This is a genomic window from Herbidospora sp. RD11066 (assembly GCF_054661255.1).
On record NZ_BAAGDO010000003.1, the window covers coordinates 853,502 to 877,326 of the forward strand.

At 70.0% G+C, this 23,825-nt stretch carries 25 protein-coding genes; 15 read left to right on the forward strand and 10 right to left on the reverse strand.

Features of this window, described 5'->3' with window-relative positions; genetic code table 11:
- Positions 1-39 precede the first annotated feature (39 nt).
- The 7 genes from ACYQ78_RS15620 (at position 40) to ACYQ78_RS15650 (ending at position 5,254) form a co-directional block, all read left to right on the forward strand.
- Complete coding sequence (locus ACYQ78_RS15620; protein WP_459801538.1) at positions 40-426, forward strand: YciI family protein; 387 nt, start codon at positions 40-42, stop codon at positions 424-426.
- Positions 423-1,619 (forward strand): RNA polymerase sigma factor, encoded by a 1,197-nt coding sequence (locus tag ACYQ78_RS15625; RefSeq protein ID WP_459801539.1) that lies wholly within the window; start codon positions 423-425, stop codon positions 1,617-1,619. Before ACYQ78_RS15620 ends, ACYQ78_RS15625 begins: the two co-directional genes overlap by 4 nt.
- A gap of 251 nt (positions 1,620-1,870) precedes the next feature.
- Positions 1,871-2,692 carry an alpha/beta fold hydrolase gene (locus tag ACYQ78_RS15630; protein WP_459801540.1) on the forward strand — a complete coding sequence of 274 codons (822 nt, stop codon included), beginning with the start codon at positions 1,871-1,873 and terminating at the stop codon, positions 2,690-2,692.
- Positions 2,685-3,239, forward strand: a complete 555-nt coding sequence (locus tag ACYQ78_RS15635) for a TetR/AcrR family transcriptional regulator (protein WP_459801541.1) — start codon at positions 2,685-2,687, stop codon at positions 3,237-3,239. The genes ACYQ78_RS15630 and ACYQ78_RS15635 overlap by 8 nt, the downstream gene beginning before the upstream one ends.
- Before the next feature lie 13 nt (positions 3,240-3,252).
- Positions 3,253-3,975: a dienelactone hydrolase family protein gene (locus ACYQ78_RS15640; RefSeq protein ID WP_459801542.1), complete on the forward strand. Its 723-nt coding sequence runs from the start codon at positions 3,253-3,255 to the stop codon at positions 3,973-3,975.
- An 85-nt stretch (positions 3,976-4,060) separates the two neighbouring features.
- On the forward strand, positions 4,061-4,591 hold the full coding sequence (locus ACYQ78_RS15645) for an EF-hand domain-containing protein (RefSeq protein WP_459801543.1): 531 nt from the start codon (positions 4,061-4,063) through the stop codon (positions 4,589-4,591).
- Between the two features lie 18 nt (positions 4,592-4,609).
- On the forward strand, positions 4,610-5,254 hold the full coding sequence (locus ACYQ78_RS15650) for a pentapeptide repeat-containing protein (RefSeq protein ID WP_459801544.1): 645 nt from the start codon (positions 4,610-4,612) through the stop codon (positions 5,252-5,254).
- On the opposite strand, the gene ACYQ78_RS15655 is transcribed toward ACYQ78_RS15650, so the two are convergent.
- From ACYQ78_RS15655 to ACYQ78_RS15665, 3 genes are read right to left on the reverse strand one after another with little or no spacing between them, the layout of a single operon-like run.
- A complete protein-coding gene (locus ACYQ78_RS15655; RefSeq protein WP_459801545.1) occupies positions 5,198-6,061 on the reverse strand; it encodes a PrsW family intramembrane metalloprotease in 864 nt (287 codons plus the stop codon). The two genes, ACYQ78_RS15650 and ACYQ78_RS15655, sit on opposite strands and share 57 nt — an antisense overlap.
- Positions 6,058-6,624 carry a hypothetical protein gene (locus ACYQ78_RS15660; RefSeq protein WP_459801546.1) on the reverse strand — a complete coding sequence of 189 codons (567 nt, stop codon included), beginning with the start codon at positions 6,622-6,624 and terminating at the stop codon, positions 6,058-6,060. Before ACYQ78_RS15660 ends, ACYQ78_RS15655 begins: the two co-directional genes overlap by 4 nt.
- 42 nt (positions 6,625-6,666) lie before the next feature.
- Positions 6,667-7,704, reverse strand: a complete 1,038-nt coding sequence (locus tag ACYQ78_RS15665) for an acetate/propionate family kinase (RefSeq protein ID WP_459801547.1) — start codon at positions 7,702-7,704, stop codon at positions 6,667-6,669.
- Positions 7,705-7,745: 41 nt separating this feature from the next.
- On the opposite strand from ACYQ78_RS15665, the gene ACYQ78_RS15670 reads away from it, so the two are divergent.
- A complete protein-coding gene (locus ACYQ78_RS15670) occupies positions 7,746-10,034 on the forward strand; it encodes a phosphoketolase family protein (RefSeq protein ID WP_459801548.1) in 2,289 nt (762 codons plus the stop codon).
- On the opposite strand, the gene ACYQ78_RS15675 is transcribed toward ACYQ78_RS15670, so the two are convergent.
- Positions 9,974-11,317 carry an MFS transporter gene (locus ACYQ78_RS15675; protein WP_459801549.1) on the reverse strand — a complete coding sequence of 448 codons (1,344 nt, stop codon included), beginning with the start codon at positions 11,315-11,317 and terminating at the stop codon, positions 9,974-9,976. The genes ACYQ78_RS15670 and ACYQ78_RS15675 overlap by 61 nt on opposite strands.
- A 63-nt stretch (positions 11,318-11,380) precedes the next feature.
- Between ACYQ78_RS15675 and ACYQ78_RS15680 the strand changes: the two genes are divergently transcribed.
- The gene (locus ACYQ78_RS15680) at positions 11,381-11,809 is read left to right on the forward strand and encodes a winged helix-turn-helix transcriptional regulator (RefSeq protein ID WP_459801550.1); all 429 of its coding nucleotides are present in this window, start codon (positions 11,381-11,383) and stop codon (positions 11,807-11,809) included.
- Here the strand turns inward: ACYQ78_RS15680 and ACYQ78_RS15685 are convergent.
- On the reverse strand, positions 11,787-12,950 hold the full coding sequence (locus tag ACYQ78_RS15685; RefSeq protein WP_459801551.1) for a hypothetical protein: 1,164 nt from the start codon (positions 12,948-12,950) through the stop codon (positions 11,787-11,789). The genes ACYQ78_RS15680 and ACYQ78_RS15685 overlap by 23 nt on opposite strands.
- A gap of 92 nt (positions 12,951-13,042) precedes the next feature.
- On the opposite strand from ACYQ78_RS15685, the gene ACYQ78_RS15690 reads away from it, so the two are divergent.
- On the forward strand, positions 13,043-14,011 hold the full coding sequence (locus tag ACYQ78_RS15690; RefSeq protein ID WP_459801552.1) for a zinc-dependent alcohol dehydrogenase family protein: 969 nt from the start codon (positions 13,043-13,045) through the stop codon (positions 14,009-14,011).
- Here ACYQ78_RS15690 and ACYQ78_RS15695 read toward each other — a convergent pair.
- The 3 genes from ACYQ78_RS15695 to ACYQ78_RS15705 are packed head-to-tail and all read right to left on the reverse strand — an operon-like array spanning position 13,953 to position 18,105.
- The gene (locus ACYQ78_RS15695; RefSeq protein WP_459801553.1) at positions 13,953-15,338 is read right to left on the reverse strand and encodes a hypothetical protein; all 1,386 of its coding nucleotides are present in this window, start codon (positions 15,336-15,338) and stop codon (positions 13,953-13,955) included. The genes ACYQ78_RS15690 and ACYQ78_RS15695 overlap by 59 nt on opposite strands.
- Positions 15,339-15,342: 4 nt before the next feature.
- A complete protein-coding gene (locus ACYQ78_RS15700) occupies positions 15,343-16,701 on the reverse strand; it encodes a hypothetical protein (RefSeq protein ID WP_459801554.1) in 1,359 nt (452 codons plus the stop codon).
- Positions 16,702-16,746: 45 nt separating this feature from the next.
- Positions 16,747-18,105: a hypothetical protein gene (locus ACYQ78_RS15705; RefSeq protein ID WP_459801555.1), complete on the reverse strand. Its 1,359-nt coding sequence runs from the start codon at positions 18,103-18,105 to the stop codon at positions 16,747-16,749.
- A gap of 145 nt (positions 18,106-18,250) precedes the next feature.
- Between ACYQ78_RS15705 and ACYQ78_RS15710 the strand changes: the two genes are divergently transcribed.
- From ACYQ78_RS15710 to ACYQ78_RS15730, 5 genes are all read left to right on the forward strand, one after another.
- Positions 18,251-19,144 (forward strand): ABC transporter substrate-binding protein, encoded by an 894-nt coding sequence (locus ACYQ78_RS15710; protein ID WP_459801556.1) that lies wholly within the window; start codon positions 18,251-18,253, stop codon positions 19,142-19,144.
- The gene (locus tag ACYQ78_RS15715) at positions 19,141-19,989 is read left to right on the forward strand and encodes an amino acid ABC transporter permease (RefSeq protein ID WP_459801557.1); all 849 of its coding nucleotides are present in this window, start codon (positions 19,141-19,143) and stop codon (positions 19,987-19,989) included. The genes ACYQ78_RS15710 and ACYQ78_RS15715 overlap by 4 nt, the downstream gene beginning before the upstream one ends.
- Positions 19,986-20,711 (forward strand): amino acid ABC transporter ATP-binding protein, encoded by a 726-nt coding sequence (locus tag ACYQ78_RS15720; protein WP_459801558.1) that lies wholly within the window; start codon positions 19,986-19,988, stop codon positions 20,709-20,711. Before ACYQ78_RS15715 ends, ACYQ78_RS15720 begins: the two co-directional genes overlap by 4 nt.
- Positions 20,712-20,781: 70 nt before the next feature.
- Complete coding sequence (locus tag ACYQ78_RS15725; protein WP_459801559.1) at positions 20,782-21,309, forward strand: cysteine hydrolase family protein; 528 nt, start codon at positions 20,782-20,784, stop codon at positions 21,307-21,309.
- Positions 21,306-22,190: a GlxA family transcriptional regulator gene (locus tag ACYQ78_RS15730; RefSeq protein WP_459801560.1), complete on the forward strand. Its 885-nt coding sequence runs from the start codon at positions 21,306-21,308 to the stop codon at positions 22,188-22,190. The genes ACYQ78_RS15725 and ACYQ78_RS15730 overlap by 4 nt, the downstream gene beginning before the upstream one ends.
- Here ACYQ78_RS15730 and ACYQ78_RS15735 read toward each other — a convergent pair.
- Positions 22,165-22,809 carry a response regulator gene (locus ACYQ78_RS15735; RefSeq protein WP_459801561.1) on the reverse strand — a complete coding sequence of 215 codons (645 nt, stop codon included), beginning with the start codon at positions 22,807-22,809 and terminating at the stop codon, positions 22,165-22,167. The genes ACYQ78_RS15730 and ACYQ78_RS15735 overlap by 26 nt on opposite strands.
- Positions 22,806-23,735 carry a sensor histidine kinase gene (locus ACYQ78_RS15740; protein ID WP_459801562.1) on the reverse strand — a complete coding sequence of 310 codons (930 nt, stop codon included), beginning with the start codon at positions 23,733-23,735 and terminating at the stop codon, positions 22,806-22,808. The genes ACYQ78_RS15735 and ACYQ78_RS15740 overlap by 4 nt, the downstream gene beginning before the upstream one ends.
- Between the last annotated feature and the right edge of the window lie 90 nt (positions 23,736-23,825).

Below are 23,825 nucleotides of genomic sequence, written 5' to 3' on the forward strand. Positions count from 1 at the left end.
CGGCTCCGACGTATCGGGTGAGCGAAGGGAGAACGAATCATGAAATACATGATCATGCTGTACGGCTCACAGAACGACTTCGACGCCATGGCGACCGGCGGCCCCGAAGTGGCCGAAATGCACGCGTTCATGGAGAAGTGGAACAACGACCTCGTCGCGTCGGGCGAGTTCGTCGACGCCAAGGGCCTGTCGGCGCCCGTCCACGCCCGCCGCATCTCGCTGAAGGGCGGGGTTCCGGTCGTCACCGACGGCCCCTACCCGGAGACGCAGGAGGTCCTGGTCGGCTACACGATCGTCGAGTGCGCCAGCTTCGACCGCGCCACCGAGATCGCCGCGCAACTGGCCCACACTCCGGGCCCTGAGGGCGAGGGCCAGTACGTCGACGTGCGGCCCATCATGGAACACTTCGACGACATGTTCGAATGACGTTTCCGCCCGGCGTGGAGGACCTGCTGCGTGACAACGCGCCGCAGGTCCTCGCCGCGCTGGTCCGCCGGTACGGCCACTTCGACACGGCCGAAGACGCCGTCCAGGAGGCGCTGCTGGCCGCCACCACCCAGTGGCCTGCCGAGGGTGTCCCCGCCAACCCGAAGGCGTGGCTGATCACCGTCGCCTCCCGGCGCCTGACCGACCTGCTGCGCAGCCAGCAGTCCCGCCGCGAACGCGAGGAGACGGTGGCCCGTTGGACCCCGTCACCGGCGGACCCACCCGCGGCCGGTGACGACACGCTGGTGCTGCTGTTCATGTGCTGCCACCCGTCGCTGTCGCCGGCCTCCCAGATCGCGGTGACGCTGCGCGCCGTGGGCGGCCTGACGACTGCGGAGATCGCCCGCGCCTTCCTGGTGCCCGAGGCGACGATGACCCGCCGCATCACCCGGGCGAAACAGACCATCAAGGAGAGCGGCCAGGGGTTCGGCCTCCCCCGGGACCGGGCGGAGCGGCTGGGCGTGGTCCTGCACGTCCTCTACCTGATCTTCAACGAGGGCTACGCGACGACCTCGGGCCCGGATCTGCAACGCGTCGAACTGTCCCGCGAGGCGATCCGCCTGACCCGCATGCTCCGCGCGACATTGCCCGACGACGGCGAAGTGGCGGGCCTCCTGGCGCTGATGCTCCTCACCGACGCCCGCCGCGACGCCCGCACCGGCCCGGGCGGGGTCCTGATCCCCATGGACGAACAGGACCGCTCGCGCTGGGATCCGGAGCAGATCACCGAGGGCGTGGCCCTGCTGGAAGAGGCGTTGCCCCGCGGCGACACCGGCCCCTACCAGCTACAGGCGGCCATCGCCGCCCTCCACGACGAGGCTCCGACGGCCGGGGAAACCGACTGGCTCCAGATCCGCGCCCTGTACGACCTCCTCTTCCGGATCACCCCGACACCAGTGGTGGCCCTGAACCGAGTAGTGGCCCTGGCCATGACGGATGGCCCCGCAGCAGGCCTGGCCGAGTTGGCCACGATCACCCCGGCCGACCACCGGGTGCTGGGTGTCCGCGCCCATCTGCTGGAGATGACCGGCGACCACACGGCGGCGCGAGCGGCCTACCTGGAAGCGGCGGAGGCCTCAACCAGCCTGCCCAGACAGCGCTATCTGCAGCTCAGGGCGGCTCGACTCACATAAGCCTCATCAGCCGGGCCGTGCATCCTGAGACGGCACGTCTCGGCTGCGGCTCAGGGGGCCACGTTTTTGATCGGCCACCGCCAGGCCTCACCAAGCACGCCGGGCCGGTCTTGCCGACGTGCACGAACCGGCCCACCCACCCGGGGCGACGCCAGCTTCTCCCGTGCCGCCGACGTTTCGTGGCGGCCGTCCGCGCCCCTGTGGAAAACGAGGGCTTGACGGCATCGGCTAATGGCATTAGCTTTTTGGTTATGAGCATTAGCTATGTGGAACGAGACGGTGGCAGGATCGCCTACGAGGTCGAGGGGCACGGCCCGCTGGTCGTGCTGGCCCACGGGATGGGTGACAGCCGGAAGGCCTACAGGTTCCTGGCGCCCAAGCTGGTCGCGGCCGGATACCGGGTCGCCTCCGTCGACCTGCGCGGCCACGGTGACTCGACCTCCGGGTGGGCCTCCTACACGCGTACCGACACGGCGGGAGATCTCCTCGCCGTCATCCGCGAGCTGGGCGGTCCGGCCGTCATCGTGGGGCACTCGTTCGCGGGCGGGTCGGCGACGATCGCGGCGGTCGACGCGCCCGAGCTGGTCAGGGCGGTCGTGCTGGTCGGGCCGTTCACGCGGGCGCAGAAGATCGCCTTCGGGGCGCTGCTGCGCAACGGGCACCACCGGCGCGGGATGATGCTGCTGATGGGCGCCGCCTCCCTGCGCAGCGCGGGCCTGTGGAAGAAGTATCTCGACCACGCCTACCCGGGCGAGAAGCCCGCCGACTGGCAGGCCTACCTGAGCGCACTGGAGCCCACCCTGCACATGGACGTCGTCGCCAAGATGGGCACGAGCTCACTGGACGAGGCAGACGGGAAGCTGCCCCTGGTCAAGGCCCCGGCCCTGGTCGTGATGGGTGACCGCGATCCCGACTGGGCCGACCCGAAGGCCGAGGCCGACGGCATCGCGGCGACCGCTCCCAACGGGACCGTCGCGATGATCCCTGGCGCGGGGCACTACCCCCACGCCCAGTTCCCCGACCGGGTCGCCGGCGTCGTGCTGCCGTTCCTGGCGGAGCACGCGCGTGGCTAGGGCGGGCCTGACGCCCGAGATCGTCGTCGACCTCGCCATCGCGATCGTCGACGAGAGCGGACCTGAGGCGGTCACCCTGTCGGCGGTCGCGAGCAGGGCGGGCGTCGCCACGCCCTCGCTCTACAAGCATGTCCGAAACCTCGCCGAGCTCACCACGCTGGTGTCGATCAGGGTCATGAACGAACTCGTCGACCGCGGCTACGAGGCGATCGCCGGGCGGTCCGGCGACGGGGCCCTGCGCGCCTTCGCCCACGCGTGGCGGGGCTACGCCAAAGACCATCCGGGCCGGTACGCCGCCATGAACAACACCGCCGCCCCCGAGCTGGCCGAACCCGCCCAGAGATTCATCGACATCTCCCTGGCGGCGCTGCGCCACTACGGCCTCGACGGGGCCGACGCCATCCACGTCACCCGCGGGTTCCGGGCCGCCATCCACGGCTTCGTCACCCTGGAGTCGGTGGGCGGCTTCGGTCTCCCCTACGAGATCGACGAGAGCTACGACCGGCTCATCGACACGCTGATATCAGGCCTGCCGAAACCCGTGTGACAAGATCGGCCCCATGTGTCACAGCACCGACAGCAGGCCACCCGCGCCGCCGGTGGCCGGGGCGGTCGCCTCTCATGAGCAGGCCACGCTGACCAGCGAAGACGGCACCCGCGTCCTGGCCTACCGGGCGGAACCCGCCGAGCCCAACGGCTGGTCGATGATCATTCTGCCGGACATCCGCGGCCTCCACCCCTACTACCGGGACCTGGCCGTACGCTTCGCCGAGGCCGGTTTCCACACCATCGCCATCGACTATTTCGGCCGCACCGCCGACACCGACGACCGCGGCGAGGACTTCGACTGGCAGCCCCACGTCGCTCAGGTGACGCCCGAGCACGTCGACCTGGACGTCGCCGCCGCCCGCGCGCTGCTGCCCGAACCCGTCTTCACCACGGGCTTCTGCTTCGGCGGCTCCCACTCGTGGCGGCTGGGCGCCCACGGCAGCGGCCTGGCCGGGGCGATCGGCTTCTACGGCGCCATCCGCCGCATCGGCGAGGTGCCCAAGACGCCGGGAGCCCCCATTCTGCTGCTGCGCGGCGGGGCCGACACGGCGTCGACCGAAGAGGAGTTCGACGGCTTCACCGCCGCCCTCGACGCGGCGGGCACACCCAACACGTCCGTCATCTACGACGGCGCCCCTCACTCGTTCTTCGACCGTTCGTTCGCCGAATGGGCCGAGGCCTGCGCCGACGCCTGGCGCCAGATCATGGACTTCACCGCGAATCACGCACGGTAAGACAACTGTCACTGAGGGTGTCATCGTGGCCACTCGCCCGGGTTGGTGACCATCAAGGTCCCCCACCCGTGAAGGGAGTGGCCCGATGGCTACCAAGTTCCAGTACCGCAAGATCACAAATGTGTTCCGCGCGATGGACGTCGACGGCGACGGCTTTCTGACCGAATCTGACTTCGAGGCGCTGGCGGCCCGATGGGCGGCGATCCAGGGGCAGCCGAAGGGCCGCGTCCATTCGATCATGATGGGCTGGTGGGCGACCCTCCTCACGGCCGACCGTGACGCCGACGGCCAGGTGACCATCGACGACGTGATGGTGATCGTCGACCGCCTCGACCAGATGCCCCACGCGGTGGCGACCACGGCGCTGTCGATGTTCGACGCGGTCGACGTGAACAGAGACGGGCTGATCTCGGCCAGGGAGTACAACCAACTGGTCGTGGGGTGGACCGGCGTGCCGACCGACACCGACGACGTCTTCGACGACCTCGACGGCGACGGAGACGGCTACCTGTCGCGCACCGAGTTCGGAGAGCTGTGGGCCGAGTTCTGGACGGGCGACGACGCCCGAGCGGTGGGATCGCTCGTCTTCGGGCGTCTTGATGTGGTGGCCCGATGAGGTGGTAAGAATGTTCGAATGCCGCGCGAACTCCAGGACCTCCCCTACGCCGCCTACCTCGAACCCCTCACCGGCGACCTCGGCCGTGAGGGCGACTACGACGGCGTCCATCTGCGTGATGTGACGTTCGACGAGGTCAACACCGTCGGGGCCCGGTTCATGGAGTCGGCGTTCCAGCAGGTCACGATCAACGACAGCCGCATGGACCGCAGCCGCTACAACGACGTCTGGTTCCACACCGTCCGGTGGATCGGGGTGAACCTGGCGGAGACCGACTGGTTCGACGTCGAGGTCATCTCGAGCGCCATGTCGGGGGTCCCGATGTTCGGGTCCCGGGTCCACCAGGTCACCTTCCACAACTGCAAGCTCGACTCCGTCAACCTGCGGTCGGCCACGCTGCGGAACGTCACCTTCGAAGACTGCCTGCTGCGGGGGGTCGACTTCGCCGGGGCGACCCTGAAAGAGGTGACGTTCCCGGGGTCGGAGCTCGAAGAGGTCAGGTTCGACAAGGCGCAGCTCACCAAGGTCGACTTCCGGGGGGCCCGCAGCATGGGGATCGCCGACGGGCTCGAGTCGCTGAAGGGCGCCACGATCTCGATGACCCAGCTATTCGACCTGGCCCCACGTATGGCTCACGCGCTGGGCATCACGGTACGCGACTGACCGCCGGTCGAGGTGCCGGGCCGCGATGAAGACGACGATCGCGATGACCAGCAGCGGCACGCCCTTGGCGAAGGTCGAGTCGGGGAGCAGCGGCGAGTCCCACCAGGCGTGCATCAGCATCGCGGTCACCCACGCCGCCACGGCCACGGTCACCCGGGAGCCCAGCGGGCGGTCGGTGCGGCCGACCGCGTAGCCCAGGCCCGCGCCGGCCACGGCCGTCATGGCCCAGTGGCTCCACCAGGCCGAGTAGACCAGCCTCGCGAACAGGGAGCCCACTGTGTCGTTGGTCTGCTGGATGCCGCCGGTCATGATGATGGTGTTGTAGACGTACAGAAGATCTTCGATGATCTGGAAACCTAGGCCGACGAGGGCGCCGTAGCCGAATCCGGCCAGGGCGCCCGACATCACCCACGGCGCGATCAGGGCGATGAGGGCGACTCCGGCCAGTTTCGCGGTCTCCTCGTCGAGGGGGGCGGCGATGGCGTCGGCCCAGCGGTCGGCGAAGAGCGGGCCGGTGGTCTTGGTGAGGATCGCGGTGAACGCCGTGTTGGCGAGGAACGCGACGCCGAAGGCGGCCAGGCCGCCCCAGGCCAGGGCCATCCACGAATAGCCGATCGGCGCCTCGCGGAGCGGGCGGATACGGGTGAACAGCCAGAACGCCACCAGCAGCACCGGGATCAGCACGCCCAGGGCGATCATGGTCCCGGCCGTGAAGACCCGCGCCTGCGGGACCAGCGTCGTGGAGACGGTCAGGACGCCCAGCACGATGCCGAGCACCCACACCCAGAAGGCCGGGCGGCGGATCACGGCTCGGCCCCGGCGAACTGGATCGAGGAGATCATCTGGGTGATGTCGTCGCTGTGGGTGGCCAGGGATGCGGCGTCTCCGGCCACCAGCACGCTGGCGCCCTGGTCGGGGGCGGCGAAGACGGCCTGGGTGCCGATGTGGTCGTCCATGGTGATCATGCCGGTCAGGCCGGGGACGCCCTGCGCGGTGGTGATCGGCGTGGGGCTCTCGGTCACTATCGGCACACCCTGCGCCTTGAAGATGAGGCGCTGGCCGGTCCAGAGCTGCTGCGGGGTGGCCGACTCGACGTCGATGACGCCGAGTTGCAGGGTCGCGCCACCGCTGACCAGCGTCACCGACTGCGACAGCGACGTCGAGCCCTCGTCGAGCGACCATCCGGCGGGGACCAGCATCGAGACCGGGCGGCTGCCGGTGTCGAACTCCTCGCCGACCTCGATGACCGTGCCGGGCTTGAGCGGAACGGCGTCGTCGACGATGCCGGCGTTGGCCAGCGGCAGGCCGATGGCCAGGAAGCCGAGTATCAGCAGGATCGCGATCGATCCGGGCCAGCCCTTGCGCGCCATGAGTCCCCTCACGATGTGGGGGGATGCCCGACTCATAACCGCCTAGGCCAGAACAAAACCTGCTTCCCGGGCGAGCTGCAGCTCTTCCCGCGTCTCGATCACCAGGACCGGCACCCCGCCGGTGCTGATCAGGCCGTCTTCGGTACGGTTCCCGCCAACCGGCTCCCGCACTCCCAGCAGGCCCAGGCGCCGGCAGACACCCGCGCGCACCTCCGGCTGGTCCCAGCCGATCTCGCCGGTGAAGACGAGCGCGTCGAGCCGGTCGAGGGAGGTCGCGGCGGCGGCGATCTCGCGCGCCACCCGGTGGCAGTAGACGTCGAGGGTGAACGTGTCACCGGCTTTCACCAGGTCACGCGTGTCGCCGGAGAACCCGCCGGACAGCCCGAGCAGCCCGGAGTGGTTCTCCAGTCCGTCTCGTACGTCGTCGAGGGACAGCCGCCCGTCGAGGAGCCAGAGCAGCATGCCCGGATCGACGCTGCCCGACCGCTTGCTCATCGGGACGCCCTCCAGCGGTGTGAACCCCATCGAGGTGTCGAGAGACCGCCCGTCGCGGACCGCGCAGACCGAGGCGCCGCCGCCGAGATGGCACAGGACCATCTGGGACGCGTCGGTCAACTCGCCGGCCCTGCGCAGGGCGTGCGCGTAGGAGAGACCGTGGAAACCGTAACGCCGCAGGCCGAACCGCTCCCGCCAGGACGCGGGGACCGGATAGGTCGTGGCGACCTCGGGCATCGCCCGGTGGAAGGCGGTGTCCGGGCAGAGGACCTGCGGAACGTCGATGGCCTCCAGCGAGGCGCGGATCAGCTTCAGCGCGGGCGGCAGGTGCAGCGGGGCAAGGTCGGCGATCTCCGCCAACCGGTCGACCAGCTCGACCGACGCCCGCACCGGCTCCCGCACGATCGGGCCGCCGTGCACGAGCCGATGGGCCACCGCGTCGGGTGTCTCGTCCAGGAACTCCAGGAGCGCGTCCGCCGACGTCGGGGCCTGCTCCACGCGGTGGGAGGCCAGCACCTCGCCGCCGGTGGAGACGAGATGGAGCTGCAGACTCGACGAACCGGCATTGACCGTCAGAACCTTCACAGCTCGGAGACTTCCCCGCATCGAGGGGTAGAGACCTCGAAATGGACGCTTTGCAGCAGGTCTCCGCCTACTGGCGCGCCGCCAACTACCTCTCGGCAGGGCAGATCTACCTGCTGGACAACCCGCTCCTGACCGAGCCGCTGCGCCCGGAGCACATCAAGCCGCGCCTGCTCGGCCACTGGGGCACCACCCCGGGCCTCAACTTCGTCTTCGCGCACCTGAACCGGATCATCAGCGAGCGCGACCAGGACATGATCTACGTCTGCGGCCCCGGTCACGGCGGCCCGGCCGCTGTCGCGCACGCCTGGCTGGAGGGGACCTACAGCGAGATCTACCCCGACGTCTCCCAGGACGCCGCCGGGATGCGCCGCCTGTTCCGCCAGTTCAGCTTCCCGGGTGGCATCCCCAGCCACGTCGCGCCGGAGACCCCCGGATCCATCCACGAGGGCGGTGAGCTGGGCTACTCGCTCGCCCACGCCTACGGCGCCGCGTTCGACAACCCCGATCTGGTCGTGGCCTGCGTGATCGGCGACGGCGAGGCCGAGACGGGGCCGCTGGCGGCGAGCTGGCACTCGAACAAGTTCCGCAACGCGCGGCGCGACGGGGTCGTGCTGCCGATCCTGCACCTCAACGGCTACAAGATCGCCAATCCGTCGTTCCTGGCCCGCATCCCCCCGGCCGAGCTGACCAGGCTCATGGAGGGCTACGGCTACCGGCCCTACGTCGTCGAGGGCGACGACCCCGACCTCGTCCATCCGCTGATGGCGAGCACTCTCGACGCCGTCTTCGACGAGATCGCGGCCCGCCCCGACCGCCTGCCGATGATCATCCTGCGGACGCCGAAGGGCTGGACCGGGCCCAAGGTGGTCGACGGGAAACCCGTCGAAGGAACCTGGCGGGCGCACCAGGTGCCGCTGTCCGCCGACCACCTGGAGCAGTTGCGGGAGTGGATGGCGTCGTACAAGCCGGAAGAGCTCTTCGACCGGGACGGCAGGCCGTTCCCCGAGGTCGTCGGGCTGGTGCCGAAGGGCGCGCGGCGGATGAGCGCCAATCCGCACGCCAACGGGGGAGAGCTGCTGCGGCCGCTCGTGCTGCCGGACTTCCGCGACTACGCCGTGCCGATCAAGGAACCGGGGACCGGGTCGACCGAGCCGACGCGGATCCTCGGCGGGTACCTGCGCGACGTGATCGCCGCCAACCCCCACACGTTCCGGCTGATGGGCCCCGACGAGACGGCGTCGAACCGGCTCCAGGCGGTCTACGAGGCGACCGGCAAGGAGTGGGAGGCGGCGACGCTGCCGACCGACGAGAACCTCCAGCCGGGCGGGCGGGTGATGGAGGTCCTGTCGGAGCACCTGTGCCAGGGCTGGCTGGAGGGCTACCTGCTGACCGGACGGCACGGGCTCTTCAACTGCTACGAGGCGTTCATCCACATCGTCGACGCCATGTTCAACCAGCACGCCAAGTGGCTCGACACCGCGCGCGAGATCCCGTGGCGGCGGCCGGTGGCCTCGCTGAACTACCTGCTGTCGTCCCACGTCTGGCGGCAGGACCACAACGGCTTCACCCATCAGGATCCGGGCTTCCTGGACGTCGTCCTGAACAAGAAACCGGGCGTCGTCAGGGTCTACCTGCCGCCGGACGCCAACACGCTGCTCTCGGTGGCCGACCACTGTCTCCGGTCGCGCGACTACGTCAACGTGATCGTCGCCGGGAAGCAGCCCGTCGTCGACCTGTTCGACCGCGACGCGGCGATCACCCACTGCACCCGCGGCCTCGGCATCATCGACTGGGCCTCCAACGACGCGGGCCACGAGCCCGACGTGGTGCTGGCGTGCGCGGGCGACGTGCCGACGCTGGAGACGCTCGCCGCCGCCGCGATCCTGCGGGAGAAACTGCCCGACCTGCGGGTACGCGTCATCAACGTCGTCGACCTGATGCGCATGCAACCGCCGGGGGAACACCCGCACGGCCTGCCCGACCCCGAGTTCGACGCCCTGTTCACGACCGACCGGCCGGTCATCTTCAACTTCCACGGCTATCCGTGGCTGATCCACCGGCTGACGTACAAGCGGACCGGTCACCACCATTTCCATGTGCGCGGCTACCGCGAGGAGGGCACCACCACGACCCCGTTCGACATGGCCATGCTCAACGGGATCGACCGCTTCCACCTGGTCAGAGACGTGATCGACCGGGTGGAAGGGCTCGGGGTCCGCTACGCCGGGCTGCGGCAGGAGATGACCGACGCCCGGCTGCGGGCGCGGGCCTACACCCGCGAAGCAGGGGAGGACGCGCCCGAGATCAGCGGCTGGGCCTGGCCGCGGTAGCCCACCAGCGCGGCCGCCAGTGCCGCCCCTGCCACGGGGATCAGCAGGGCGACGTGCAGCGACCCGGTCGCGTAGACCGCCGTCGCGGCCGAGACGCCCAGCGCCATCCCGAACTGGGTGCACGTGTAGAGCAGCCCACCGGCCAGCCCGTGCTCCCGTTCGGCCACGCCGTCGGTCGCGGCGATCGTGTACGGCCCGTAGGCCAGCGCGAACGCCACCCCCACCAGCAGCAGCGCGGGCAGCATCACCAGCAGGGCCCGGTCGACCCCGGACGGCAGGAACAGCAGGTAGGCGACGGCCCCGGTCACCGCCCCGGCGAAGATCACCCTCGTGGTGCCGTACTTCCTGATCAACCACGGGGTCAGCGTCGGGCCGAGGATCGCGTCGACGCCCATCGTGGCCATGACCAGGCCGGTCGTCAGGGTCGACCAGCCGCGTTCCTCCTGGAGGTGCAGGGTGACGAGGAACTGGAAGGAGGAGAACGACGCCATGAACAGGGTCGCCGACACGTTCGTGCGGGAGACGGTCTTCAGCAGGCCGAGCCTGACCAGGGGATAGTCGGCCCGCCGCTCGATGGCGACGAACGCCGCGACCAGCCCGAACCCGGCGGCGAAGATCGGCACCGCCCACGGGTCGGGGTGTTCCAGCCGGACCACCCCGTAGATCAGCAGTAACATCGCGGCCGTCACGGTGACCGCGCCGGCCAGGTCGAAGCGGCCCGTCGTCCGTTCGCCGTTGTCGCGGACCAGCGGGATCGCCGCCGCCAGCAGCAGCGCCGCGAAGATGACCGGCGCGAAGAACACCCACCGCCAGCCGAACGAGGTCAGCAGCCCCCCGGCGACCATGCCGAGCGAGTACCCCGCCCCGCCGACCGCGCCGTAGATGATCAGGGCCCGGTTGCGCAGCGTGCCCTCGGGGAAGTTGGCCGTGATCAGCGACAGCCCGGCCGGGGCGATGAACCCGGCCGCCAGGCCCGTGACGAACCGGGCCAGCAGCAGCGTCCACCCGTCGGTTGCCAGCCCGCCCAGGCCGCTGAACAGCACGAACACCGTCAGCCAGGTGAGGAACATCCGGCGCCGGCCCAGCATGTCGGCGGCCCGCCCGCCGAGCAGGATGAACCCGCCGAACCCGAGCACGTATGCCGAGACCACCCCGCTCAGCATCGCCGTCGACAGCCCGAGGTCGGCCCTGATGGCCGGGAGGGCGACGTTCAGCAGCGCGACGTCCGCGCCTTCGATGAAGATCGTGCCGCAGAGCACGAAAAGCACACCCCACGTGCGCATGTGGGTCCCCCTGTCTTGGTTACCTCTTGTAAGCGACTCCATCCTGGGTAACCATTGCGAACTGTGGAAGACGGGACTTTATTGACACCGGGGGACTGCGGGGATACCGGCCCTGACTACGACATCTTCCAGTGGGACAGCCGGGAGGACTGCGAGGTCCGGCAGATCCTCGACCGGATCGCCGACAAGTGGTCGCTGCTGGTGATCGCGCTGCTCGACAACAAGAAGATGCGCTTCACCGAGCTGAAGCGCGAGATCGACGGCATCAGCCAGCGCATGCTCGCCCGTACCTTGCGCCATCTCGAACGCGACGGACTGGTGAAACGGACGGTCTTCCCGGTCGTCCCGCCGCGCGTCGACTACGAGCTGACGCCGCTCGGCGAGAGCCTGCACGAAACGATCAAGGCACTGGTCACCTGGACCGAGGCCCACCAGCAGGAGATCGCCCGCGCCCGTGAGGCCTACGACCTCAGTGGATCTTCTCAGGGATGATCTGGGTCAGCCGCGTGCGCGGCTGGAGGCGTTCCCGCAGCAGGGTGACCTGCCGCTGCACGTCGAGCTCCTGGAGGCAGGTGAGGGGTCCGGCGCCGAGTTCCCGTACGGAGACGCGGGCCCCGTAGTCGTAGGTGACACCGGGTTTCCCGGGCCTCGGCCGGAACAGCCGGGCCAGGCGCACCGGCGCGAGCAAAATGTCCACGGCGAGTTCGGTGCGGTGGACCGACAGCACCCCCCGGGCGATCTTCGTCAGGCCGTCGGGCAGGAGATCGGCCAGCCGGTAGTCGTCGGCCACCGGCGGCAGCACGGTCACCACGACCTCGCCGTAGCGGCCGTCGACCCGCAGGAACGCGGTGACGGTGATCTCGTCGTCCTGGAGCACCAACCGGCGGTAACACCGCGGCCCCTCGGTGACAGTGATCGCCGGGCGGCCCCGGTCGAGCAGCGGCGACGCGGGGTCGAGAACGCCCGGCGCCACGAACACGTCGGCCCCTTCTGGCAGCTCCAGCCCGGGTGAGGGCCAGGTCTGGTGGACGTCGCCCGCCCCGATGAACGGCCGCTTCGACAACGTGAGGTTGCCGTGCTGCGCCCGGCTCAGGTAGTCGAGCCGGGGGGTGTCGGCGGGTGTGCCCTCGGCCCCGGCGCGCAGCCGTCTCACCAGGATCAGTCCGGTGAGCAGCCGGAACCCCGCCACGACGACCACGGTGACCGCGATCGCCGTCATCCCGACCGGCATGGCGCCCAGGTCGACCGGCTGCCCGCTGATCAGCGCCTCCAGCCACGGCACCTTGACCATCAGCAGCACGCCGACGACCATCACCACGACCGGCCCGCCCCGCCGCGAGTGCCGGAACCAGACGAACCCGGCCAGCACGATGAGCCAGCTCACCATCCGCCAGAAGTCGAGCACCAGCCCGGCCGCGATCACGAGCGAGACCAGCAGATCCCGGTACGCCATCAACCGCCGCGCCCGCAGGCAGTGCCGGACCACCGGGACTACATCGACGTCGCCCGCCGAAGGGGCCACACCCCGATAGGGGTCGTGGACCAGTTCCCCGAGCACCGCCTCGCGGAACCGGGTGTCGAGATATCCGGCCGCGCAGAGATAGCGCGTCGTGTTCGACATGATCGTGGCCACAACAAGAAAGGTATGCGTTCTGACCACCGACGAAAGCGACCATTGATCACCTTTTATCAATTCCTTGCGGAGAGCCGCCTATCGTCGGATTTATGGACATGAACGCCTGGGTCGTGGCCCGGCCGGGGGCACTGGAGTTCACCCGGCTGCCGGTTCCCGAGCCGGGGCCGGGCGAGGTGCTCGTACAGGTCGAGGTCTGTGGCGTGTGCCGCACCGACCTGCACCTTCTCGCGGGCGAACTGCCCCCGCACCGGCCCCGCACCGTGCCAGGGCACCAGGCGGTCGGCCGGATCGCCGAGACCGGCGAGCGGGTCGGCGTCGAGTGGCTGCGCTCGACCGACGGGACGTGTCAGTACTGCCGTCGCGGCAACGAGAATCTGTGCCCGAATTCGACGTACACCGGATGGGACGCCGACGGCGGATACGCCGAATATCTGGTCGCGCCGAGCGATTACGTCTATCCGCTGCCCGACGACTATCCGGCGGAGAAACTCGCGCCGCTGCTGTGCGCGGGGATCATCGGTTACCGCTCGCTGCTCCGGGCCGAACTCCCGCCGGGCGGACGGCTCGGCATTTACGGCTTCGGCGCCTCGGCCCACCTGACCGCGCAGGTCGCGATCAAGCGCGGCGCGACGGTCCACGTGCTGACCCGGTCGGCGGAGGCGCGCAAGCTCGCGCTCTCCCTCGGCGCGGCCTCGGCGGGCGGCGCCTACGAGCAGCCGCCGGAGAAGCTCGACGCCGCGATCCTGTTCGCCCCCGTCGGCGACCTGGTGCCGACCGCGCTCGAAGCCCTCGACCGGGGCGGCACCCTGGCCGTCGCCGGCATCCACCTGACCGACATCCCGGCGCTCGACTACGACAAGCACCTCTTCGAGGAGCGCGACCTGCGCTCGGTCACGGCCAACACGCGCGAGGACGGCCACGCCTTCCTGGAGTTCGTCGCCGACCACCCGCTGACCGTGGAGACGACGTCGTATCCGCTCGACCGGGCCGACCGCGCGCTCAGTGATCTGGCGAGTGATCGGGTGAACGGCGCGGCGGTGCTCCGTATCGCGCCGTGACGAAGGCCGCTCCCGCGGCGACCACCGCACCGAGCACGATGGCGAGGACTTCCGCCTGGTCGTAGGCGGGCACCCAGCCGATGCTCCAGGCTTCGAACGGCGCCAGGACGACCAGCCAGGTGATCACGGTCGTGAGGGCGCCCGCTCCCCAAATCCACGGCGGCGGCTTCGCCATCACGGCGCCGGCGATGAACAGCCCCAGCGACAGGGGCGGGAACGCCAGCGCGCACACGAGGATCTCGCGGGAGTCGGGCTGCATGAAGAGATCGCCGAAGTACTGCCGGGGAGCCAGCCACGCCCACGCGGCCGGCCAGGCGAGCGCCGCGCCGAAGGTGAAGGCCAGGTTGCGCACCGCCACCACGAGGGCGAGCAGCCCGGCCGCGATGGCGATGAGCAGGGCCTTGTCCGACAGGTCGGCCTCCCATCGGCCGGGAGTGTTCTCGGCGACCGTCAGCGTCGGAGAGGGCCCGAAGTAACCCAGGCCGAGGCGGCGCCAGGTGCCGGCAGAGTTGCGGACGACGACTCCGTCAGCCCCGTTGGCGACCACGACCAGCCCGGGGATCGCCGAGATGCTGAGCGACTCGACGGGCTGCACGTCCTCGTGCCATTCGGGCGGATAGGCCCGGAGGAGCCGATCCTGGACGTGAGGGGAGAGCTCCCACGCGGTCGTCCAGGCTCCGCCGTCCCGAGACTCCTCGACCTTCAAGCGCCCCGGCACGATACGGAAGCAGTGGTAGACCACGCAGGAGAAGGTCGTGGGCGTGTCCCTGACCGCGCCGGTCCACCGCTGCCAGGAGGTCCCGTCCCGGGTGGTCCACTCGGAAGTGCCCTGGGTGGTCAGGACAATGATCGCGCCGTCGCGGACCTCGGTGGCGTAGGCGATGGGCGGCACCACCGGCTGCTCGGGACTGGTCGCCGTGATCGCCAGCACGGCGGCCGGGATCAGCAGCAGCACCACGGTCTTCCCCACGGGCACCGGATGCCGGGAGGCCCACCAGGCCAGCCACAACGCGGGAAGGGTGAGCAGGTCGGTGAGGTCGGCGAGGATCAGCGACGGACCCCAGACCAGCGACCACGCCTCCGAAGCCAGCCAGGCCCCGGTCTCGGTGGCCTTGACCAGGGTGAACCCCACGCCGGTGACCGCGATGGAGACGGCGGGCCGGCGCAGCAGCAGGTCGAGCACGGCCGGTGCGACGATCAGCCCCGCGACGTCGCTGAGCTTCCCGGTGACGACCCCGGGCCAGGTGAACTTCAGCAGGTGGTCGTTGACGACGAGCACGACCAGCGCCAGCACGGTCAGGGGCTGGCCGATCCACGAATGCCGCACGATCTCACGTGACCTTTCCTGGGTGCGTCCGGTGCGCGGCCACCATGCCCGCGACGGCCACGACGACGAAGCCGCCGATCGCCGCGTTGACGGCGTCGGAGTAGAGGTCGAGCAGGCCCGCCTGCCAGGCGGCGTAGGGCGCCACCACCGCCACCACGGTCAGCAGCGCGAAGGCCACGCTCACCGTGGCCATCACCCTGGGCGGCTTGGCGCGCGAGACGCCGAACGCCACCATGACGATCCCCATCAGGCAGAGCAGCGGCGAGAAGACGATCGCGCCCGTGATCATGAACGACTCTCCCGAGTCCAGGGCCAACTTCACACCGAGGACGATCAGCGGCCCGCCCACCACGACCAGAGGGCTGTGGGTACCCCCGAACAGCACCAGCAACGTGGTGGCCAGCACCGCCAGGACCACCGGAGTGAACACGTCGTAGCCGCCGGACACGGTCAACGGCGCCGCCTCGGCCGGGTCGAACCCGTCGGGACCGAGGCCCAGCCGGTGCCAGGTGCCCCGGGCGTCGCGCAGGGCGATGCCGTCGGCGCCGTTCGCGACGACCACCAGCCGCTCGGTCACCGCCACCGACAGCGACTCCACCGGTTCCCGGAGGTCGCTCGACCACTCGGGATTGCCCGTGCGGTACGTCCGGAACAGGCGGTCGCGGACCCCGTCGGGGATCTCCCAGACGGTCGTCCACCTGCCGTCCCGGACCTCCTGCACCCGCAGGTGACCCGGCACGATCCGATAGCACGTCGACCGGCAGACCTTGGCCGCGCCCTCGACCCAGTCGTTCTGGATCCACTTGTGCCAGGTGACCCCGTCGCGGGTCCGGTAGACGATCTTGTCGTTGCCGTGGCCGTAGCCGCCCTCGGTGTGGACGACGATCTCGTCCCCGTCCGACTCGACGGCGTAGGCGCTGTAGGGCCAGTCGTACTCGCTCATGCTGGTCGCGGCCACCGCCAGCACGGCGGGCGGCACGACGAGGAACACCACCGCCTTGTGCACGGGCACCGGGTGCCGGTACGCCCACCACGCCACCCCGAGCGCGGGCAGGGTCAGCAGGTCGGTGACGTCGGCGCGGACCAGCGACGGGTTCCACACCAGCGACCACGCCTCGGAGGCCAGCCAGGCCCCGGTCTCGGCGCCCTTGACCAGCGTGAACGCGACGCCGGTGATCGCTATGGAGACCTTGGGCCGCCGGAGCGCCAGGTCGAGCAGCGGTGGGAAGAGGATCAGCCCCGCCATGTCACTCAGCTTCCCGGTCACGAACCCGGGGAAGGCCGCCTTCAGCACGTGGTCGTTGACCACGAGCACGACCAGCGCCAGCACCGTCAGCGGGTGCCCGATCCAGGTATTCCGCACAACTCTCAGGAAAAGCGGTGAAATCGGAGAAAACGATAGCCGTGATCATTTCGGCACCGGATCGTGTGATCGCCGATGCACCGCTCCGGTCAGGTACGCCGCCACCGTCCCGGCGACCGCCACCACCACGAACCCGGCGATCGCCAGCCTCTCGGCGTCGGCGTAGAACCCGATGTGGCCCGCGCTCCAGGCCGCGTGCGGCACCGCGACGGCCGCCCAGGCCAGGGCGCCCGCCACCGCGCTCCCCGCGAGCTGCCACCAGGGCATCCGGACCAGGACGAGTGCCGCCAGGAAGATCACGAACCCCGGCAGGAGGACCAGAGCCTGCACCAGGACGCCGATGATGAGGAGCCCCTCTGCGGCGGCCATGCCCAGCAGCGCGCCCAGGCCCAGGGTGAAAGCGGCGAGCAGGAACTTCCATTCGAGGGTGAACGCCATGAGCGCCAGCAGCGCGGCCGCGATCGCCGCGCTCCACACATAGCCCTCCACGTTGTAACGGCCGGGTTCCGACAACGACGGCGCCAGGTCCGCCTTGAAACCTCCGGGCCCGAGCCCCAATCGGCGCCAGGCGCCGGTCGCGTCCCGCACGGCGATGCCGTCGTCGCCGTTGACCACCACGACCAGTCGTGCGGTCACCGCCACGGCCCGCGAGGTCGGCCGCCGAGGCTCCGGCCCGCCTCGGGCCCGCCCGAGCCGGTCGTACTGCTCGTCGGTGATCTCCCACGCGGTCGTCCACGGCCCGCCGGAAGACTGCTCCAGCCGCAGGCGACCCGGCACGATCCGATAGCACGCGCCCCCGTGGCAGGCCCGCCCTCTCGGCGGGGCGGCGTCGAGGTGGCTCTCACCCCGCCAGGTGAGGCCGTCGATCGTCCGATAGGCGTTGCTGGCGGTGTATCCGCTGTAGCCGCCCTGCACATGGACGAGGATCTCCTCGCCATCGGCCACGGCCGACAGGGCCGAATAGGGCGTGAACTCGACCGGCGCGGCGGTCGCGGCCACCGCCAGTACGGCGGGCGGCACGACGAGGAACACCACCGCCCTGTGCACGGACACCGGATGTGTGTACGCCCACCAGGCCACCCACAACGCCGGGAGTGCCAGCAGGTCGGTGGGATCGGCGAGCACCACCGAGGGGTTCCACACCAGCGACCACGCCTCGGAGGCCAGCCAGGCCCCGGTGGCGGTCGTCTTGACCAGCGTGAATCCGGCTCCGGTGATCGCGATGGAGAGCCGGGGCCGCCGTACCAACAGGTCGAGCAGCGGGGGCAGGAGCACCAGCCCCGCGACGTCGCTCAGCTTCCCGGTCACGAACCCGGGAAAGGTCGCTTTCAGCAGATGGTCGTTGACGACGAGCACGACCAGGGCCAGCACGGTCAGGGGCTGGCCGATCCAGGTATGCCGCACATTTTCAGGAAAAGCCGCGACCGCTCCGAAACCGATAGCCGTGATCGTTCCGGGATCGGATCGATGCGCCGTTCACGGTTCGTGATCTCATCGATACTGTTCTGTGTATTTGCCGAGGTCGGACATTTCCGACATCATCGGAAGGTTGGTCCCGTACGACTCCGGAGGCTCCCCCATGCACCGCTCCTCGCTTCTTCTGGCGGCCGGTGTGCTCATCCTCGCGACCGCCTGCGCTCCCGAAGAGACCGCGGCGCCGGCCCCCAGCGGCACGGCGTCCGCCGCCGACGCGTGCGCCAAGGAGAGCCTCAAGCTCATCACGCCCGGCAAGCTCACCATCGGCACCGACAAGCCGGCCTACGAGCCGTGGTTCAAGGACGACGAGCCGTCCAACGGACAGGGCTTCGAGGGCGCCGTCGCGGCCGCCGTCGCGAAGGGTCTCGGGTTCGCGCCGACGGAGGTCGTGTGGGAGACCGTCCCGTTCGACGCGTCGTTCGCGCCGGGGCCGAAGAAGTTCGACTTCGACATCAACCAGGTCTCCATCACGCCTGAGCGGGCGAACGCGGTCGACTTCTCCGACGGCTACTACACCGTCAAGCAGGCGGTCGTCTCGCTCGGTGACTCCGAGTTCGCCGCCGCGACGAATCTCGCGGGGCTCAAGGGCGCGAAGATCGGCGTACAGGCCGGGACGACGGCACTGTCGGCGGTGCAGGAAGTGATCCAGCCCGAAGACGACCCGAGCGTGTTCAACCAGCAGATCGACGCCGTCAACGCGCTGAAGAACAAGCAGATCGACGCCATCGTGGTCGACCTGCCGACCGCGTTCTACGTCACCGCCGCGCAGATCGACGGGTCGAAGATCGTCGGGCAGTTCGCCGCCTCCAGCGGTTCTCCGGAGGAGTTCGGGCTGCTCTTCGAGAAGGGCAACACCCTCGTGAGCTGCGTCAACAAGGCGCTGGCCGACATGAAGTCCTCTGGTGAGCTGACCGCGATCGAGCAGCAGTGGCTGACCTCGGCCGCGGGCGCACCCGAACTCTCGTGACGACCGCCTGGGTCAAGAGCGACCGGCAGAAGGAGCGCGAGCGGCTGCTCAAGACCCAGGGGCGCCGCTCGCTCTCGGTGGCGACGGCCTCGACCGTCGTTGTGGTCGTTCTCGTCGTCGGCGGGCTGCTGGCCTCGCCGGGCTGGCCGCGCGTGCGGGAGACCTTCTTCAGCTGGGACGCCTTCGTCACCTCGTTCCCCGATGTGCTCAAGGGCTTCCTGCTGAACGTGACGGTCTTCCTGATCGCCGAGCCGATCATTCTGGTGCTCGGGCTCGGGGTGGCGCTGGTGCGCGGGCTGCGCGCGCCGGTGTTCTTCCCGCTGCGGATGCTGGCCATCCTCTACACCGACGTCTTCCGCGGCATCCCGACCATCCTGCTGGTCTACCTGGTCGGGTTCGGCATCCCGGCGCTCCAGCTCCAGGGGGCGCCGAGTGATCCCATCGTGCTGGGGACGATTGCACTGATCCTTTCGTACACCGCCTACGTCGCCGAGGTGTTCCGGTCGGGGATCGACTCGATCCACCCCAGCCAGCGGGCCGCCGCGCGCTCGCTCGGGCTCTCGCACGGTCAGACGATGCGGTACGTCGTGGTCCCGCAGGCCTTCAGGCGAGTCGTGCCCCCGCTGCTCAACGACTTCGCCTCGCTCCAGAAGGACACCGCACTCGTCGCCGTGCTCGGGCCGTTGGAGGCGCTGCGACAGGCGCAGATCCACGTGGCGAAAACGTTCACGTACACCCCCTACCTCGTGGCCGCGCTGCTGTTCGTGGCCCTCACGGTCCCGATGGCCCGATTCGCCGACCACCTGGCCGCGCGCGCGGCCCGTCAGCGCGGAGGCGCGGCATGACCCTCCTCACGATCGACGGGGTCTGGAAGAGGTACGGGGACCACGACGTCCTCAAGGGCGTCGATCTCACCGTCGACACCCATGAAGTGGTCTGCCTCATCGGGTCCTCCGGCTCGGGCAAGTCGACCCTGCTGCGCTGCGTGAACCTGCTGGAGACCGTCGACGACGGCGCGATCTTCCTGGACGACGTGGAGATCACCGACGTCCGGGCCGACGTCGACGACGTGCGCAAACGGATCGGGATCGTCTTCCAGGCCTACAACCTGTTCCCCCACATGAACGTGCTCGACAACATCACCCTCGCCCCCCGGAAGGTGCACGGCGTCGCCCGCGACCAGGCTGAGGAGCAGGCGCGCGAGCTGCTGATCCGGTTCGGGCTGGAGGGGAAGGCGCGCGACTACCCCGACCGGCTGTCGGGCGGTCAGCAGCAGCGGGTGGCGATCATCCGCGCCATCGCGACGCAGCCCCGGTTGCTGCTGCTCGACGAGGTGACCTCGGCGCTCGACCCGACGCTGGTCAACGAGGTGCTCGGGGTGATCCGCGAGCTCAAGGACTCGGGCATGACGATGATCCTGGCCACCCACGAGATGGGTTTCGCCCGCGACATCGCCGACACGGTCTGCTTCCTGGCCGACGGGGTGCTGCTGGAGCGCGGCCACCCCGACCAGATCTTCGGCTCGCCGCAGCATCCGCGCACCCGGGAGTTCCTGGCGCGTACGTGACCGGATCGGTCCGGCCCGGGACCCGATCCAGCCTGGCCGACGTCCCTTCGCCGAGGTCAGACTGGAGAGCATGAAACGCGCGCTCATCGTCATCGATGTCCAGGAATCCTTCCGCGCCCGGCCCGAGTGGGACCGCATCGGCAACCCGAAGATCGCCGAGCCGGTCAACCGGCTGGTCCGGGCCGCCCGGTCGCGGGGTGACAAGGTCGTCTGGGTGCTGCACGCCGAGGAGGGCAGCGGCGGGGTGTTCGACCCGGCGTCGGGCCACGTGAAGCTCATGGCCGAGCTCGACCAGCCGGTCGACGGGGAGCCGGTCCTCCACAAGTCGGCCCACAACGCGTTCACCACGACCAACCTCCAGCAGCGGCTCGTCGAGGCCGGGGTGGGAGAGGTGGTGGTGTGCGGGATCCGTACCGAACAGTGTGTGGAGACCACCGCCCGGCTGGCCTGTGACCTGGGCTATCAGGTCGTCTTCGTGACCGAGGCGACCACCAACGAGGGCGTCGGCGGCTTCACCCCCGACGAGATCTCGGCCCGCACCGAGGCCGTGCTCCGCGACCGCTTCGCCCGCATCGCGACGGTGGCCGAGCTGGAATGACCCTGGTCGTCTTCGCCCTGGTCGACCAGGTGCACCTGCTCGACCTGGCCGGTCCGGCCCAGGTCTTCGACACGGCCGGCTACCGCCTGGCCTACGTCGCCGACCGGCCCCAGGTCATGAGCGCCCAGGGCCTGCCGGTCGCGGCGGGGCAAGAGTGGCCCGCGCTCACCCCCGGCGACCTGATCGTGGTGCCCGGCTGGCGTGGCGAGACGGAACTGCGCGAGGAGATGCTCTCGCGGTTGCGGCGCCACCACGAGGAGGGTGGCGTGGTCGCGAGCGTCTGCGCGGGAGCCCGCGCGCTCGGTGCGGCGGGCCTGCTCGACGGCCGCCGCTGCACCACCCACCACGAACTCCAGGACGACCTCGCCCGCCGCTTCCGCAGGGCCACGGTCGTCAGGGACGTGCTGTTCACGGTCGACGACCGGGTGCTGACCTCGGCGGGCATCGCCAGCGGCATCGACCTGGCCCTGAACATCGTGGCCGCCCGGGAGGGCCCGGCCCGCGCCGCCCAGGTGGCCCGCGAGATGGTCGTGTACGCCCGCCGCAACGGCACCGAACCCCAGGCCAGCGCCATGCTCCGCCATCGTGACCACCTCGACGACACCGTTCACCGCGTGCAGGACACGATCGACCGGAGGTTCACCGAACCGCTCCCGCTGGCCCGGCTCGCCTCGGGCGCAGGGGTGAGCGAACGCACCCTGACCAGGCTCTTCAGCCGGGCGACCGGCCTCACCCCGCTGCGCTACCAGCAGTCTCTGCGGCTCGAACACGCCGAACACCTGATCGGCCACGGCACGACGATCGAGGCGGCGGCGCGCGAGGCCGGCTTCGACGACGCCCGCATGCTCAGAAGGCTCAGGGCTCGATCAACCCGGCCCTGATGGCGTAGCGGGTCAGGTCGAGGCGGTCGCTCATGCCGAGTTTGGCCAGGATGTTGGCGCGGTGGCGGTCGACCGTCTTCGGGCTGATGACCAGGGTCTCGGCGATCGCCTTCGTCGAGTTGCCCTCGGCGATGAGCTTGACGATCTCCTCCTCGCGGGGCGTGAGGATCTGGTCGGGCAATGGGTCGCCCTGGCGGTGGCGGCGCAGATAGTCGCGGATCAGCGCGGTGACCGCGCCCGGGTAGAGGAACGGCTCGCCGCGCACCGCCGCCCGGCACGCCTCGATGAGGTCGCGGTCGGCGACCGACTTCAGCACGTAACCCGAGGCGCCCGCCTTGAGCGACTCGAAGAAGTACTGCTCGTTGTCGTACATCGACAGGATCAGGATGCGGATGCCCGGCCAGCGCTTGGAGATCTCCCTGGCGGCCTGGAGGCCGGTCATCCGGGGCATCGCGATGTCGAGGATGGCCAGGTCGAGTGTCTCGTCGCGGCAGGCCTCGACCGCCTCGGCGCCGTCGGCGGCCTCGGCCACGACCTCCAGGTCGGGTTCGGCGTCGAGGATGAGGCGCACCCCGCGCCGGACGAGCGCGTGGTCGTCGGCGAGCAGGATGCGCGTCATGCGATCACTCCGGGAATCGTCAGCCTGACCTCGGTGCCCTGGGTTGAGGCGACCGTCAGCCGGGCGCCGATCAGCAGCGCCCGTTCCTGCATACCCCGCATTCCGGCCCCGTCGGTGCGGGCGCCGCCGATTCCGTCGTCGGCGATCCTCAGCACCAGGTCGGGGCCGTCGGCGCGGAGCGAGAGCCGTACGTGAGAGGCCTTGGCGTGGCGGACCACGTTGGTCAGGCTCTCCTGCGCGATCCGGTAGATGACCAGTTCGACCTCGGGGGAGAGCGGCGGCAGCGGGTCGATCCGCCGGGTCACCTCCACGGCCGGGGCGACGTCGGCGGCCAGTGCGGTCAGCGCGCTGTGCAGGCCGAGGTCCTCCAGGACGCCGGGGCGCAGCCGCCGCGCCACCTGCCGCACTTCGTCGAGGCTGCCCCTGATGGCGTCTCTGACCAGGTCGAGCTCCTCGGTGAGGTCGTCGGGCGCGCGGTCGACGGCCCGTTTGAGGCCCAGCAGCGCCACGGTCAGGCTCTGGCCGATCTCGTCGTGGAGTTCGCGGGCGATGCGCTGGCGTTCGCCCTCCTGGGCGGCGAGCGCGTGGGCGGAGGCCGACGTGCGCTCGTGTTCCAGGCGCTCCAGCATCGTGTTGAAACTGTCGATGACGTAGGTGAGGTCCCCGTTCCCCCGGTCGACCGCCCGGTCGTGGGTGTGCAGGTCGACGCGGTGCATCAGCGCCGTCAGGGTGGTCAGCGGGGCGAGGCTGGTGCGCAGCAGCAGCGCGTTGGTCACCAGGATGATGGCCAGGCCCGCCGCCAGAACCAGGATCTCGCGGAGCCTGATCGGCGACGACACCGTGGCCGGGGAGAGCGCCAGTGCGAGCGTGCCGAGGGTGAACACCCCGCCGTTGATTACGCACAGTCGCCAGAACAAGGGGCCCATGGTTCCAGGTTGGCAATCATCGGCCGGTCTGTCCATGCAGGACGCACCCCACCCAAGATGGGTGTCAGACCCCATAGTCGTATAAAAGCC

What these genes read in the sequence shown, in the direction of transcription:
- ACYQ78_RS15735 (WP_459801561.1), bottom strand. Translation starts at nt 22,809, where the DNA reads ATGACGCGCATCCTGCTCGCCGACGACCACGCGCTCGTCCGGCGCGGG.
- ACYQ78_RS15730 (WP_459801560.1), top strand. Translation starts at nt 21,306, where the DNA reads ATGACCCTGGTCGTCTTCGCCCTGGTCGACCAGGTGCACCTGCTCGAC.
- ACYQ78_RS15720 (WP_459801558.1), top strand. Translation starts at nt 19,986, where the DNA reads ATGACCCTCCTCACGATCGACGGGGTCTGGAAGAGGTACGGGGACCAC.
- ACYQ78_RS15650 (WP_459801544.1), top strand. Translation starts at nt 4,610, where the DNA reads ATGCCGCGCGAACTCCAGGACCTCCCCTACGCCGCCTACCTCGAACCC.
- ACYQ78_RS15690 (WP_459801552.1), top strand. Translation starts at nt 13,043, where the DNA reads ATGGACATGAACGCCTGGGTCGTGGCCCGGCCGGGGGCACTGGAGTTC.
- ACYQ78_RS15625 (WP_459801539.1), top strand. Translation starts at nt 423, where the DNA reads ATGACGTTTCCGCCCGGCGTGGAGGACCTGCTGCGTGACAACGCGCCG.
- ACYQ78_RS15630 (WP_459801540.1), top strand. Translation starts at nt 1,871, where the DNA reads ATGAGCATTAGCTATGTGGAACGAGACGGTGGCAGGATCGCCTACGAG.
- ACYQ78_RS15660 (WP_459801546.1), bottom strand. Translation starts at nt 6,624, where the DNA reads ATGGCGCGCAAGGGCTGGCCCGGATCGATCGCGATCCTGCTGATACTC.
- ACYQ78_RS15675 (WP_459801549.1), bottom strand. Translation starts at nt 11,317, where the DNA reads ATGCGCACGTGGGGTGTGCTTTTCGTGCTCTGCGGCACGATCTTCATC.
- ACYQ78_RS15725 (WP_459801559.1), top strand. Translation starts at nt 20,782, where the DNA reads ATGAAACGCGCGCTCATCGTCATCGATGTCCAGGAATCCTTCCGCGCC.
- ACYQ78_RS15670 (WP_459801548.1), top strand. Translation starts at nt 7,746, where the DNA reads ATGGACGCTTTGCAGCAGGTCTCCGCCTACTGGCGCGCCGCCAACTAC.
- ACYQ78_RS15640 (WP_459801542.1), top strand. Translation starts at nt 3,253, where the DNA reads ATGTGTCACAGCACCGACAGCAGGCCACCCGCGCCGCCGGTGGCCGGG.
- ACYQ78_RS15620 (WP_459801538.1), top strand. Translation starts at nt 40, where the DNA reads ATGAAATACATGATCATGCTGTACGGCTCACAGAACGACTTCGACGCC.
- ACYQ78_RS15645 (WP_459801543.1), top strand. Translation starts at nt 4,061, where the DNA reads ATGGCTACCAAGTTCCAGTACCGCAAGATCACAAATGTGTTCCGCGCG.
- ACYQ78_RS15740 (WP_459801562.1), bottom strand. Translation starts at nt 23,735, where the DNA reads ATGGGCCCCTTGTTCTGGCGACTGTGCGTAATCAACGGCGGGGTGTTC.